Here is a 13,458-nt window from a genome sequence, read left to right as displayed (position 1 = left end):
GGCCATGCCCATGGATGCGCGCGAGATCGAGCGCCTGATCAAGGAAGCGCTGCCCGACGCCAGCGTCGAGATCCGGGACCTGGCCGGCGACGGGGACCACTACGCGGCCAAGGTGGTCTCGTCGGCTTTCAAGGGCAGGACCCGCGTGCAGCAGCACCAGATGGTGTATGCTGCCCTGAAGGGAAACATGGGTGGGGTGTTGCACGCACTTGCGCTGACGACCGCGACACCCGATTCTTGAGGAGAGCCCCTGCGGGGCAATCACGGCGCGCCTTGACCGCGCACGGAGAAGGACGAGCAACGATGAGCATTCAGGACGCGATCCGCAACGAGGTCACCGGCAACGACGTGGTGCTGTTCATGAAGGGCACCCCGCAATTCCCGATGTGCGGCTTCTCCGGTCAGGTGATCCAGATCCTCGACTACCTCGGCGTGCCCTACAAGGGCGTGAACGTTCTCGAGAACGACGAGATTCGCCAGGGCATCAAGGAATTCTCCAACTGGCCGACGATCCCGCAGCTCTACGTGAAGGGCGAGTTCGTGGGCGGTTGCGACATCGTCCGCGAGATGTTCCAGTCCGGCGAACTGCAGGACCATATGGCTTCGAACGGCGTGCCGGTGAAGCAGCCCGCGAAGGCCTGACGGCGACCCTGCGCACGCCGCCGCACGAATGAAATGGCCGCCTCCGGGCGGCCTTTCTGCTTTGCGAGTACAGGTGTAGTGTCGGGATCCGGAGTCAAGCAATGTCGAAGCCCCAGCGAAAACCCGTCCCCTACGGCGCCATTGCTCTGCGCGCCGAGGTGATAGCCGTCCTCGACGAGGTTGCCGCGAAGATCGGCAAGACCCGCGACGAACTCGCGGAAGAGGCTCTGCTGACCTACCTGGAGGATCTCGAGGACTCCATCGAACTCGAGCAGGCCTACAAAGAGTGGGAGAAGGACGGGTTTAAGACCTACTCGCTCGAAGATGTTCTAAAAGAAAATGGGCTGGAAGGTTGAGATATCCCCTCGAGCCCGCAAACAGATAAACAGCCTTCCGCCTTCAACCAGAAATAGAATTCTGTCCTACCTGCGAGATAGGGTTGTTCCCTCCCAGGACCCGGCCAAGCTGGGGCGATGGATGGCCGGTGAGTGGGCAGGTCACTTTCGGCTTCGTGTCGGTGACTACCGCATTGTGTGCCGCTTGAGATCGGGCGAGTTCACAGTCCTCGTTGTCTCCGCAGCGCACCGAAGCAGCATCTACGACCGCTGACGCGCCGTCCTATCCGCCCTTCGCAGCCGCCACGAGTTTCAGCGCATCGTCGCTCGCCCATTCGGCCGGGCCGGCCAAGGTGGCCAGCTCGCAGCCGTTCGGATCCACGAGCAGCGTCGTCGGCATGCCGAAAGCCTTGCCGGCCGCCTTGAGCTCCTGGAACGTCTTGGCAGCCGGGTCGGCATAATAGGCGAGGTTCTTGACGCCGATCTCGTCGAGGAAGGCGCGCGGCTTGTCGGGGTTGCGCGTGTCGATGTTGATGGCGACCACCTGGAATTCCTGTCCACCGGCCTTGGCCTGCAAGGCGTCCAGCGCCGGCATCTCCTTGCGGCATGGCACGCACCAGGTGGCCCAGAGGTTGACCAGCAGCGTCTTGCCGCGCAGCGACGAGAGCGTCGCCGGCTTGCCGTCGGGCGCCGTGAAGGCGAGGTCGGGCAGGGGAGCGGGCGTCTTGGCCACCTGAACGGCAGCGACCTCGCCATGCGCAAGCGGCCGCATGGCGTCGGCGCGGGCCTGCGCGGCGGCGCAGGCGTGGCCGGCATTGCCGGATCCCCCCTTCGTCCCGTATAGGACCGCCGATCCCACGGCGACGAGGACCGCGACAACGGCGATCCCGCCGGCGAGGCGGCTGCGCTTCGGCGCGGGTGCGGGGTTGGCGTTCTGGCTCTCTGTCATGGACGTCTTTGCTGCCGGTCGGGGTTCGAGGAGTCGTCTCGGGGCATGAGCAACACGATGTGGGGCGGCCGCTTCGCCAGCGGCCCCGACGCCATCATGGAGGAAATCAATGCCTCCATCGCGTTCGACAAGACCCTGTGGAGACAGGACATCGCCGGCTCCCGTGCCCATGTGGCCATGCTGGCCCTCCAGGGCATTGTCACCGACGCCGATGCCGCCGCGATCACGCAGGGTCTAGCGGCGGTCGAGCAGGAAATCGAGGCCGGGACGTTCAATTTCTCGCGGTCCCTCGAAGACATCCATATGAACGTCGAGTCGCGGCTGGCGCAGATCGTCGGCCCGGCAGCCGGGCGCCTGCATACGGCCCGTTCGCGCAACGACCAGGTCGCGACCGACATGCGGCTTTGGGTGCGCGACACCGTCGACGAGCTCGACGCGCAGCTGGCCGACCTGCAGCAGGCGCTGGCCGAGAAGGCCTTGGCTCATGCAGGCACTGTCATGCCGGGCTTCACGCATCTCCAGTCGGCCCAGCCCGTCACTTTCGGGCATCATCTGCTGGCCTATGTCGAGATGCTCTCGCGCGACCGTGGGCGTTTCCGCGACGCACGCGTCCGCATGAACGAGTCGCCGCTGGGCGCCGCTGCGTTGGCCGGCACCTCGTTCCCAATCGATCGCGAAGCGACTGCGCGCGCGCTCGGATTCGACCGGCCGACGGCCAACTCACTCGACAGCGTGTCCGACCGCGACTTTGCACTGGAGTCACTCTCGGCGGCGGCGATCTGCGCCGTTCACCTGTCGCGGTTCGCCGAGGAAATCGTGATCTGGACGACACCGCAGTTCGGTTTCATCCGGCTCTCCGATCGCTTCACCACCGGCTCGTCCATCATGCCGCAGAAGCGCAATCCGGACGCGGCGGAGCTGGTTCGCGGCAAGGTGGGGCGCATTCTCGGTGCGCTCGTCGGCCTGCTCACCGTCATCAAGGGCCTGCCGCTGAGCTACGCCAAGGACATGCAGGAGGACAAGGAAGGTACGTTCGACGCTCTTCGGTCGCTTTCGCTGTGCCTCGCGGCGACGGCGGGCATGGTCCGCGACATGGAGCCCGAGCCGAAGGTGATGCGCAGGGCGGCGGGCGTTGGCTATGCCACCGCGACCGACCTTGCGGACTGGCTCGTGCGCACGCTGAAGATGCCGTTCCGCGAGGCGCACCACGTTACTGGGCGCATCGTGGCCCTCGCTTCTGCCCGCAATGTCGGTCTCGAGAAGCTGGACCTGGCGGAGATGCAGGGCGTCGAGCCGCGAATCACGGAGGATGTCTTCGCGGTGCTCGGCGTCGAGCGTTCGGTCCGCAGCCGCACCAGCTATGGCGGGACCGCGCCGGCCAACGTCCGGAAGCAGGCGAAGCGCTGGCTTGCGCGGCTTGCGCGGGACGGCAAGCGGGGGGCGGTGCGCTGATGCCGGCGCTTTCGCGTCCCGATCCCTGCGCTATGATGCGCCGCCTTCCGGAGAGCCACCCCGTGCGCAGCCGATCCATTTCTGTCCCACCTGCGATGTGGCGGGTCGCCCTGCTGTGCGGCGCCATCGCCTTGGGGGTCACTGCCTGCGGCCGCAAGGGGCCTCTGGAACCGCCCCCCGCCGCCGCTGGAAAGGCCAGCAGCGATCCGATGAAAAGCGACCAGATGCAGGATGACGGGGCCGAGTCCTCCGACGGCGCCGGCGGGGCCGGGAGCGGCAGCGGACAGCTGCTGCCGTCGGTGTCGCCGGGCGGCTCGAAGCGGAACCAACCGATCGTGGCCCCCAAGCGCCCCTTCTTCCTCGACCCGATTCTCTAGGCTGCGCCATGCACCACTTCGACTACAGGGATGGCGTCCTGCATGCGGAGGGCGTCGACCTCCGCTTGATTGCGGAAGAGGTCGGCACGCCTTTCTACTGCTACTCCACGGCGACGCTGGAGCGGCATTACCGCGTCTTCGCCGGTGCCTTCGCGGATGCGCCATCGCTTGTCTGCTACGCCATGAAGGCGAACTCCAACCAGGCCGTGCTGCGGACCCTGGCGCGGCTGGGCGCCGGCATGGACGTCGTCTCGGGAGGCGAACTCCGCCGCGCCCGCTCGGCCGGGGTACCGGGGCAGCGCATCACCTTCTCGGGCGTGGCCAAGACACGCGAGGAGATGGCTCTCGGGCTCGACGAGAACATCCTGTGCTTCAACGTCGAATCCGAGCCGGAACTCGAGAGGCTCTCGGCGGTGGCCGCGGGCCGCGGGCTAACCGCCCGCATCGCTCTGCGCGTCAATCCCGACGTCGATGCGAAGACGCATCGCAAGATCTCGACAGGCAAGTCGGAGAACAAGTTCGGCGTGCCGATCTCGCATGCCCGCGAGGTCTACGCCAAGGCGGCGCTGCTCCCCGGCATCAAGGTCGACGGCGTCGACATGCACATCGGCAGCCAGATCACCGAACTGCAGCCGTTCGACGACGCCTTCACCCTCCTCTCCGACTTCGTACGAACGCTCCGCGCGGACGGCCATGCGATCGAGCATGTCGACCTCGGCGGCGGCCTCGGGATCCCGTATCGCGACGACAACGAGCCGCCGCCCCATCCCGACCGCTACGCCGAGATCGTCAAGCGGGCGACGCGCGACCTCGGCTGCACCCTGATCTTCGAGCCCGGCCGGCTGATCGTCGGCAATGCCGGCATCCTCGTCACCCGGGTCGAATACGTGAAGTATGGCAACGGGCGGAATTTCGTGATCGTCGACGCGGGGATGAACGACCTCATCCGCCCCACCCTCTACGAGGCGCACCACGATATCCGTCCCGTCCTCCTGCCCCAACAGGGGGCGAAGCGCTTCACGGCGGACGTGGTCGGGCCCGTGTGCGAGACCGGCGACTACCTCGGCCTGGAAAGGGAGATGACCGTCCCGGCCGAGGGCGACCTGCTCGCCGTCATGTCGGCTGGCGCCTACGGCGCGACGCAGTCCGGGACATACAACTCCCGCCTGCTCGTTCCCGAGGTCCTGGTCACCGGCGCGGCATGGGCCGTCGTGCGGCCCCGGCCGTCGTATGAAGACCTGCTCGGTCTGGACCGCCTGCCGTCTTGGCTCTCGCTGGACCTGCCTGCGACCCGTTGACATCCTGATGCGTTGCCCGCGGGGGGTGGCCACGGCAACAGCCCGTGCTACCTTTTCGCGGGGGCCAGGAAGGATGACGCGATGAGCGACGACGCGCCGGGCCCCGCACCGGCCGCCTACTCCGAGCGGGCGAGCCGTGCGGCGGCGCGCATCGAGATCCTTGGGCGCAAGGCGGGCCTTGTGCTGTTTTGGGAACAGCTCTGGCCCCGGCTGGCCGCGGGTATGGTGGTCGTCGCGGTGTTCCTGGCCGCGTCGTGGCTGGGCCTGTGGACGAGCGTCCCCGGCATTGCCCGCATCGCGGGTGTCATCCTGTTCGGACTTTCGCTGGTTGCGGTGCTCGGCTGGGCTATGCGGACACCTTTGCCGGTGTGGCGCGCGCGGCTTGATCGCATCGACCGCGACTCGGGCGTCGCGCACAGGCCGGCGCGCTCCCTCGACGACGATCTCGCCAACAATTCCGACGATCCCGGAACGCGACAGCTCTGGGAGATGCACCGGGCGCGTGTTCTCGAGCAGGCCGCGCGGCTCAAGGTGCTGCCGCCGCGCCCGCGCGTGGCCGAGCGCGATCCATGGGCGTTGCGCTTCGCTGCGGTGCTCGTCGCCGTCGCGGCCTGGTTTGTCGCGGGGCCGCAGCGGGATGCCCGCCTGATGGCCGCGTTCGACTGGTCCGGCGCCCGGGGCGAGGCGATGGCCTTCCGCCTCGACGGGTGGATCGATCCCCCCGCCTATACACAGGTGCCGCCGACCATCCTCGATCTCCGCGCCAGGGACGGGGGCGAGGCCGCCACCGCGCAGGTGCGCGTTCCCGCCGGGTCAACCCTGGTGGTGCGCGCATCGTCCGCGGAGGGACTGGCCTTTGCCCCCGAGGGGGCACTGCAGGTCGTCAAGCCGGAGGAACAGGAGACAAAGGCCGGCGCTCCCGTATCCGGCGCAGGCGGTGCGCCAGCCGCATCGAAGGCTGCACTGCAGACCGGCCCTGCCAGTGGTGCCGAAGGCCGCTGGACCGTGACCGGAGACGGCGCGCTCGTCGTGCGGCGCAACGGGGAGACGATCGGGTCGGTGACCATCGCGTCGATCCCGGACCGGCCGCCGATCATCGAGATCCTCGATCCGCCGGAAGCCAACAGCCGCGGCACGATGACGCTCACCTACGCCATGCGTGACGATTACGGCGTGGCCAGCGCCGAGGCGCGCTTCACGACGCCAATGCGCAACGGCAAGCCGATCGCGGCGTCCCGCCCACCCCTGGTCGCCCCGCCGACAGTGGCCCTGTCGCCGCCGGCCGGCGGCAACCGCGAGGGGGAAGGCCGGACCACGGCCGACCTGTCCGCCCATCCCTGGGCGGGCGCTCGCGTTCAGATGCAGCTCGCCGCACGCGACGATGCCGGGCAGGAAGGCCTGAGCAACGCCACGCCGGTCACGCTGCCACAGCGGCCCTTCACGAAGCCGCTCGCCAAGGCCCTGGTGGAGCAGAGGCGTGACCTCATCCTCGATCCCGGTGACCGTGGCCGGGTGATGACGGCCTTGCAGGCGCTGATGATCGAGCCCGCCCGCTTCACCCCGGAACCTTCGGTCTATCTCGGGCTGCGCACGGCCACGGGCCAGCTGAAGTCCGCCAAGACCGATCCGGAGCTCCTGGCGGTGGCGGACCTGTTGTGGGAAATGGCCCTGCAGATCGAGGACGGTGACCTCTCCGAGGCCGAGAAGGCACTGCGCCAGGCGCAGGAGCGTCTCAAGGACGCCATGGAGAAGGGCGCCACCGACGAGGAAATCCGCAAGCTGACCGAAGAGCTGCGCCAGGCGATGGACAAGTTCCTGCGCGAGTTCGCCGAGCGGATGATGAAGGAGCAGCGGGACAACCCCAACCAGCAGCAGAGCCAGAACGACCGCAACGCGCGCACCATCACGCCGAAGGACCTCAACTCCATGCTCGACCGCATGCAGGAGATGGCGCGTCGCGGCGACATGGAGCAGGCCCAGAAGCTTCTCGACGAGCTGCGCAACATGCTGGAGAACCTGAGGACCGCGAAGCCCGGACAGCGCGATCCCGGCCAGCAGCAGATGGAGCAGGCACTCGACGACCTCGACAAGATGACGCGCGAGCAGCAGGAGCTTCGTGACAAGACCTTCCGCGAGGGCCAGCAGAAGCGCCAGGCCCAGCGCGGACAGCAGGGGCAGCAAGGGCAGCAAGGTCAGCGCCAGCGGGGCCAGCGCGGCCAGCAGGGGCAGCAGGGCCAGCAAGGCGAACAGGGCGAGCAGGGAGAACAGGGCGAGCAAGGCGAGCAGGGCCAGGGCGACCAGCAGGGCGAAGGCATGGACGGCCTCGGCCAGAACCAGCAGGCCCTGCGCGAACAGCTGGAGCAGCTCAAGCGCAAGATGAAAGAGCTCGGGATGAGCGGCGAGCAGGGCCTCGACGATGCCGAGCAGGCCATGCGCGAGGCGGAAGGGTCTCTAGGCCAGGGCGACGACGGCTCCGCGGTCGATGCGCAGGGCAGGGCACTGGAGGGTCTGCGCCGCGGCGCCCAGGGCATGGCGCAGCAGATGCAGCAGCAGGGCGAGGGTAACGAGCAGGCCGGCGAGGACGGTGGCCCGGGCCAGCCTGGAAACCGCCGGGCGCAGAACGGCCAGCGCAACGACGACCCCCTCGGCCGGCCGACGCCCAGCAACGAGATGGGCGACCGTTCCAAGCTGCGCCGGGCGGGGAAGGGCGGCACGCTGGAGCAGCGCGCGCGCGAGGTGACGGAAGAGTTGCGCCGCCGCCTCGGCGACCCCTCCCGCTCGCAGGAGGAACTCGACTATCTCCAGCGCCTGCTGCGTGCCAATTGAACGTCAGATTGATCCCTGGGCGAGGCACCACTGTCTCGCCCGTCAATGGAGCCCACTGTGCCCGCTGTCCTCAATGCGATGGTGCCCTTTGCCATCGGCGCCGTCGCGCTCGTGCTGCTCGCCGGCTTCGTGAACATGTTCCGCGGCGGAGATCCCAACCTGTCCCAGCGTCTCATGCGATGGCGCGTTGGCCTTCAGTTCCTCGCCATCGTCATCATCATGGCCGCGATCTGGGCAAAGACCAGGTGAAGCTTGGCCGTTTCTTGTGTTGCCGAATTGCCATTGCTTCCAAAACCGGCGTGCGGCCCCGGAAACGTCCGTTGTGCCAAGCTCACGGATCATCCACTCTCGATTCGAGGCTTCGAGATACGTGAAGAGATCATGCGCCTGACGCACGGCATTTTGGTCGGAACGTGCTTCCTCGCGTTCGCGACGGGAGCGGACGCGGCGGACTTGCCTGCCCGGACGCAAGCGCCTCCACCTCCACCTCCCGCACCCGTGGTCGGCAGTGTTCCGGCCCTGGGCTTCCTCAGCGAAGTGCGCGCCGGGGTCATGGCCCATGATCCCTGGAGCCCGGAGAAGGACGGGGTCGCCGACCTTAACCTCGAACTCCTGACCGTGAAGCCCCTGCACACCGCTGATCCCGCGTGGGACTGGCTGGTGCCTCGCTTCAACGTCGGTGGCACCATCGATTTCAACGGCTACACCAGCACGGCCTATGCCGGGCTTGCCTGGACGTACGACATCACGCCGGCGGTGTTCGTCGAGGCCACCTTCGGCGGTGCGATCCACAATGGCGAACTCGACCCGAAGGCCGGTTCCGACATGAACGCGCTCGGCTGCCGTGCCCTGTTCCGCGAATCGGCCTCGCTCGGCTGGCGCTTCCTCCCCAACTGGAGCGTCATGGCCACGGTGGAGCACTATTCCAACGCCGGCCTTTGCGACAACAATCGCGGCCTGACCAACGCCGGCGTCCGGGTGGGCTACACCTTCTGAGTCGAGCGTTGGCGGGAGCCCGCCGGCCGATCTGAGCGGCAGGCTCCTGCGACACATGCGGCGTCTTCCGCTTCCCGTGTTCCAGCTGTATCTGGAGGGCTCGAAACGGGGGCCCAAATGGTCGCGCTGAACCGCATCTATACCCGCACCGGAGACGACGGCACGACGGCTCTTGGCACCGGCGAGCGCCGGCCGAAGTTCGACCTGCGGGTCGAGGCCTATGGCACGGTCGACGAGACGAACGCCACGATCGGGCTCGCCCGGCTGCACACGGCGGCGGATCCTGAACTCGACGGCATGCTGGCGCGCATCCAGAACGACCTCTTCGACCTCGGTGCCGACCTCTGCACGCCCGAGGGTGGGCGCAAGATGAAGCACGAGCCCCTGCGCATTCTCGAGTCGCAGGTGGAGCGTCTCGAGCGCGAGATCGACGTGCTCAACGAGGGGCTGCAGCCGCTGCGCTCTTTCGTCCTGCCCGGCGGCAGCGCGGCGGCGGCTGCGCTCCATCTGGCCCGCACCGTCAGCCGGCGCGCCGAGCGCCTGATGGTCGAGCTGGCGTCGCACGACGGCGAAAGCGTCGGTGGGCCGGCGCTGCGCTACGTCAACAGGCTCTCCGATTTCCTCTTCGTCGCCTCGCGGCATGCCAATGCGAGGGGCGAGGGCGACGTTCTCTGGGTGCCGGGCAAGAACCGCTGACGGCGCGCCGGGCGATGTTCCTTCCCCTCTACGACATCGCCCCGCTCCGCTATCTCAAGGCGGCTCATGTCAACCGGGCGATCATCGTCGTCACGACGCTGGTCTTCCTGGCAACGTGGAGCGGCCTGACCCCTGGCGGTGTCGATCTCGCCGCGCTGGTCGGCGGGTCCATCCCCGCCGTTCTCTTTCATCACGCCGTGCTGCCGCCCGAACTCGCCTGGATTCCGGGCCCAGCGACCGTCGTTACCAGCGTGTTCCTGCATGCGGGCTGGATGCACCTCATCGGCAACATGCTGTTCCTTCAGGTCTTCGGCGACAATGTCGAGGACGCGATGGGGCATCTCCGCTTTCTCGTGTTCTATCTCCTCTGCGGGGCGGCCGGTGCTCTCGCCCATGCCGTCATGAACCCGCTGTCGGAGCAGCCGCTGATCGGCGCGTCGGGTGCCGTGGCTGGCGTCATCGCGGCCTATCTCGTGCTGCATCCGAAGGCGCGGGTGTTCGGCCTTCTGTTCGGTCTGGTGCCCTTGAAGGTCTCGGCGTACTGGGTGCTTGGACTGTGGGTTGCGGTGCAGGTTTGGCACGTCGTGGTCCGCGACGAGGTCGAGACCGCGTGGTGGGCGCATGTCGGTGGTTTCGTGACCGGGCTGGCGCTCGTCTTCCTCCTGCGGCGGAAGGTGGAGCCGGTGCCTGGGGTCACGGCCTGAGTTGTCCCGCGTCATGCGCCCGGATGCGGGCCTGATAGGCCGTTTCGGCGCGTTGACAAGCCTTCCAGCCCCTGATTACGGTCCCCGCCGAGGCTGACAGTCGCGCCCGGAGCAGGGCCGCGTCGCGTTTGCGCAAGAGGCTGCCGTCCGAAGGGACGAGTGTCGCCGCCGGGCGCCCCGCCAGCGGGGGCTCATCGGCCTGCCCGGACGAGGGTCCCGCGCGGGCTGCCCCGTACGGGTCTGGAGGAGAAGCGATGAAGATCCTTGTGCCCGTGAAGCGGGTCGTCGACTACAACGTCAAGATCCGGGTCAAGCCGGACGGATCGGGCGTGGAGCTCGCCAACGTCAAGATGTCGATGAACCCCTTCGACGAGATCGCCGTCGAGGAGGCGATCCGGCTCAAGGAGGCCGGAAAGGCTACCGAGATCATTGCGGTGTCGATCGGACCGGCCCAGGCGGCCGAGACCATCCGCACCGCGCTCGCCATGGGCGCCGACCGCGGCGTGCTGGTGAAGCATGACGGCATCGTCGAGCCCCTGGCCGTGGCCAAGATCCTGAAGGGTGTGGTCGAGGCGGAAGGCCCCGGGCTCGTCATCCTCGGCAAGCAGGCCATCGATGACGACGCCAACCAGACCGGCCAGATGCTGGCGGCACTGCTGGGCTGGCCGCAGGCGACCTTCGCCTCCAAGGTCGTCATCGGCGACGGCTCGGCCGAGATCACGCGCGAGGTCGATGGCGGGCTGCAGACCGTCGAGGTGAAGCTGCCGGCGATCGTCACGACGGACCTGCGCCTGAACGAGCCGCGCTATGCCTCGCTGCCCAACATCATGAAGGCGAAGAAGAAGCCGATCGACGAGAAGACGCCTGGCGACTACGGCGTCGATCCGGCGCCGCGGCTCACCGTGGTCAAGACGACGGAGCCCCCGGGCCGCAAGGCCGGTGCCAAGGTGACCTCGGTCGAAGAACTCGTCGGCAAGCTGAAGAACGAAGCGGGAGTGATCTGATGGCAACCCTGCTCCTCGCGGAACACGACAACGCGACCGTCAAGGACGCGACCGCCAAGGCCCTCACCGCCGCCGTCGCTCTCGGCGGGCCGCTGCACGTGCTGGTTGCCGGTTCCGGCGCCCAGGGAGCCGCTGAGGCGGCCGCCAAGCTCGCCGGCGTCGACAAGGTGCTTCTGGCCGATGCGCCTGCCTACGAGCATGCGCTGGCCGAGCCGCTCGCGGCCCTCATCGTGAGCCTTGCCGGCTCCTACGACGCGATCGTCGCGCCCTCGACCTCGACCGGCAAGAACGTTATGCCGCGCGTCGCGGCGCTTCTCGACGTGATGCAGGTGTCCGACATCACCAAGGTGATCGGCCCCGACACCTTCGAGCGGCCGATCTATGCCGGCAACGCGATCCAGACGGTGAAGTCGAACGACGCGAAGAAGGTGATCACGGTGCGCACCGCGTCCTTTGCGGCGGCGGGCGATGGCGGCTCGGCCGCGGTGGAAGCCGTGCCGGCGGCTGCCGATCCGGCCGTGTCGACCTTCAAGGGCGAGGCGGTGACGAAGTCGGACCGGCCGGAGCTGACCTCGGCCAAGATCATCATCTCCGGCGGCCGGGCGATGCAGAACTCCGAGAACTTCAAGACCTACATCGAGCCCATCGCCAACCGGCTGGGTGCTGCCATGGGCGCTTCCCGCGCTGCGGTGGATGCGGGCTACGCTCCGAACGACTGGCAGGTAGGCCAGACCGGCAAGGTCGTGGCACCGGATCTCTACATCGCCGTCGGCATTTCAGGCGCCATTCAGCATCTCGCAGGCATGAAGGATTCCAAGGTCATCGTCGCCATCAACAAGGACGAGGAGGCGCCGATTTTCCAGGTCGCCGACTACGGCCTCGTCGGCGACCTCTTCACCGTGCTGCCCGAGCTCGAGAAAGAGCTCGCCAAGCACGGGCAGTAGCATCGGCGCTCCGGGCCGCCCGGAGCGCCCCATCCCTCCGGACGGCCGCAGCGCCAGGCAGGAACCATGTCCATCGCCATTCGCAAGATCGGGATCATCGGCGCGGGCCAGATGGGCACGGGCATCGCGCAGGTCTGCGCGCAGGCCGGCTACGACGTGCTGATCCACGACGTCAGCGCCGACCGCGTCAATGCCGGCCTCGCCACCATCAACGGCAACATGGCCAAGCTGGTGCAGAAGGGCGTGCTGGAGGAAGCGGACCGGCACCGTGCGCTGGAGCGCATCGGCGGCGCTCCCGGCTACGACGACCTGGGAGACTGCGACCTCGTGATCGAGGCCGCCACCGAGAACGAAGAGGTGAAGCGCAAGATCTTCATGTCGGTCTGCCCCGTGCTGAAGGCGGACGCCATGCTCGCTTCCAACACGTCGTCGATCTCGATCACGCGGCTCGCATCCTGCACGGACCGGCCGGAGCGCTTCATCGGCATCCATTTCATGAACCCGGTGCCGCGCATGCAGCTCGTCGAGCTGATCCGCGGCATTGCGACGGAAGACCCGACCTTCGAGGCAGCGCGGCACCTGATCGCCGCTCTCGGCAAGACCGCCACTGTCGCCGAGGACTTCCCCGCCTTCATCGTCAACCGCATCCTGCTGCCGATGATCAACGAGGCGATCTACACCCTCTACGAGGGCGTGGGATCCGTGGACGCCATCGACACCGCCATGCGGTTGGGCGCCAACCATCCCATGGGGCCGCTGCAGCTCGCCGACTTCATCGGGCTCGACACCTGCCTGTCGGTGATGCAGGTGCTTCACGAGGGCCTGGCGGACTCCAAGTACCGCCCCTGTCCGCTTCTCGTGAAATATGTCGAAGCCGGGTGGCTCGGCCGCAAGGCGAAGCGCGGCTTCTACGACTATCGTGGCGAGAAGCCGGTTCCGACGCGCTGATCCGGGTTTCGAGCGAAGGGCGCAACGCTTTCGCAAGGTGACAGGCGCATGGTCACCGGGCACGTAGCCCGGAACATGTCATGTCGGACCTCGCTCTCACCGCCGTCGCCACCCAGGCGCAGCAGACGCGCGATGCCATCGCGATCAGCGTGATGAAGCAGAACGCGCAGGCCGAGCGGTCGGTCGCCAACATGCTCGAGCAGAGCGTCAGCGAGGGCGAGGCGCTGGCCCGCTCAGCCACGCCGCCGGGCGTGGGCACGCAGGTCGACATCTCCGCCTGACCTGGA

Annotated in this window: 17 protein-coding genes; 16 read left to right on the top strand and 1 reads right to left on the bottom strand. The window is 67.8% G+C overall.

What is annotated here, in order from left to right:
- The first annotated feature begins 4 nt into the window (after positions 1-4).
- The 4 genes from AC5JCN_RS25760 to AC5JCN_RS25745 all read left to right on the top strand — a co-directional run bounded on the left by AC5JCN_RS25760 (position 5) and on the right by AC5JCN_RS25745 (position 1,251).
- Entirely contained in the window at positions 5-241 is a 237-nt protein-coding gene (locus AC5JCN_RS25760; protein ID WP_495758004.1) for a BolA family protein, read from the top strand.
- A gap of 62 nt (positions 242-303) precedes the next feature.
- The gene (grxD, locus tag AC5JCN_RS25755) at positions 304-642 is read left to right on the top strand and encodes a Grx4 family monothiol glutaredoxin (protein ID WP_495758003.1); all 339 of its coding nucleotides are present in this window, start codon (positions 304-306) and stop codon (positions 640-642) included.
- Between the two features lie 101 nt (positions 643-743).
- Positions 744-998, top strand: coding sequence for a type II toxin-antitoxin system RelB family antitoxin (gene relB / locus AC5JCN_RS25750; protein WP_495758002.1), 255 nt, complete (start codon positions 744-746; stop codon positions 996-998).
- Positions 982-1,251: a type II toxin-antitoxin system RelE family toxin gene (locus AC5JCN_RS25745; protein WP_495758001.1), complete on the top strand. Its 270-nt coding sequence runs from the start codon at positions 982-984 to the stop codon at positions 1,249-1,251. The genes relB and AC5JCN_RS25745 overlap by 17 nt, the downstream gene beginning before the upstream one ends.
- Positions 1,252-1,260: 9 nt before the next feature.
- On the opposite strand, the gene tlpA is transcribed toward AC5JCN_RS25745, so the two are convergent.
- On the bottom strand, positions 1,261-1,926 hold the full coding sequence (gene tlpA / locus AC5JCN_RS25740) for a thiol:disulfide interchange protein TlpA (RefSeq protein WP_495758000.1): 666 nt from the start codon (positions 1,924-1,926) through the stop codon (positions 1,261-1,263).
- Positions 1,927-1,971: 45 nt separating this feature from the next.
- On the opposite strand from tlpA, the gene argH reads away from it, so the two are divergent.
- The 12 genes from argH to AC5JCN_RS25680 all read left to right on the top strand — a co-directional run bounded on the left by argH (position 1,972) and on the right by AC5JCN_RS25680 (position 13,452).
- Entirely contained in the window at positions 1,972-3,378 is a 1,407-nt protein-coding gene (argH, locus tag AC5JCN_RS25735; protein ID WP_495757999.1) for an argininosuccinate lyase, read from the top strand.
- Between the two features lie 62 nt (positions 3,379-3,440).
- Complete coding sequence (lptM, locus tag AC5JCN_RS25730; RefSeq protein WP_495757998.1) at positions 3,441-3,755, top strand: LPS translocon maturation chaperone LptM; 315 nt, start codon at positions 3,441-3,443, stop codon at positions 3,753-3,755.
- An 8-nt stretch (positions 3,756-3,763) separates the two neighbouring features.
- Positions 3,764-5,053: a diaminopimelate decarboxylase gene (gene lysA / locus AC5JCN_RS25725; protein WP_495757997.1), complete on the top strand. Its 1,290-nt coding sequence runs from the start codon at positions 3,764-3,766 to the stop codon at positions 5,051-5,053.
- Positions 5,054-5,134: 81 nt separating this feature from the next.
- On the top strand, positions 5,135-7,879 hold the full coding sequence (locus tag AC5JCN_RS25720) for a TIGR02302 family protein (RefSeq protein ID WP_495757996.1): 2,745 nt from the start codon (positions 5,135-5,137) through the stop codon (positions 7,877-7,879).
- Positions 7,880-7,957: 78 nt separating this feature from the next.
- Positions 7,958-8,128 carry a twin transmembrane helix small protein gene (locus AC5JCN_RS25715; protein ID WP_495758130.1) on the top strand — a complete coding sequence of 57 codons (171 nt, stop codon included), beginning with the start codon at positions 7,958-7,960 and terminating at the stop codon, positions 8,126-8,128.
- Between the two features lie 132 nt (positions 8,129-8,260).
- A complete protein-coding gene (locus tag AC5JCN_RS25710; protein ID WP_495757995.1) occupies positions 8,261-8,875 on the top strand; it encodes an acyloxyacyl hydrolase in 615 nt (204 codons plus the stop codon).
- A gap of 117 nt (positions 8,876-8,992) precedes the next feature.
- Positions 8,993-9,571, top strand: coding sequence for a cob(I)yrinic acid a,c-diamide adenosyltransferase (locus tag AC5JCN_RS25705; protein ID WP_495757994.1), 579 nt, complete (start codon positions 8,993-8,995; stop codon positions 9,569-9,571).
- A gap of 14 nt (positions 9,572-9,585) precedes the next feature.
- Complete coding sequence (locus AC5JCN_RS25700; protein ID WP_495757993.1) at positions 9,586-10,275, top strand: rhomboid family intramembrane serine protease; 690 nt, start codon at positions 9,586-9,588, stop codon at positions 10,273-10,275.
- Between the two features lie 254 nt (positions 10,276-10,529).
- Entirely contained in the window at positions 10,530-11,279 is a 750-nt protein-coding gene (locus AC5JCN_RS25695; protein ID WP_495757992.1) for an electron transfer flavoprotein subunit beta/FixA family protein, read from the top strand.
- Complete coding sequence (locus AC5JCN_RS25690) at positions 11,279-12,223, top strand: electron transfer flavoprotein subunit alpha/FixB family protein (protein WP_495757991.1); 945 nt, start codon at positions 11,279-11,281, stop codon at positions 12,221-12,223. The genes AC5JCN_RS25695 and AC5JCN_RS25690 overlap by 1 nt, the downstream gene beginning before the upstream one ends.
- Positions 12,224-12,289: 66 nt before the next feature.
- Positions 12,290-13,171 (top strand): 3-hydroxybutyryl-CoA dehydrogenase, encoded by an 882-nt coding sequence (locus tag AC5JCN_RS25685; protein ID WP_495757990.1) that lies wholly within the window; start codon positions 12,290-12,292, stop codon positions 13,169-13,171.
- Between the two features lie 80 nt (positions 13,172-13,251).
- On the top strand, positions 13,252-13,452 hold the full coding sequence (locus AC5JCN_RS25680; protein ID WP_495757989.1) for a hypothetical protein: 201 nt from the start codon (positions 13,252-13,254) through the stop codon (positions 13,450-13,452).
- The last annotated feature ends 6 nt before the right edge of the window (positions 13,453-13,458 follow it).

The sequence above is a fragment of the Alsobacter sp. genome (assembly GCF_059501845.1).
The sequence above is the reverse complement of the archived record's forward strand: the minus strand, read 5'-3'. Positions and strand labels throughout refer to the sequence as shown.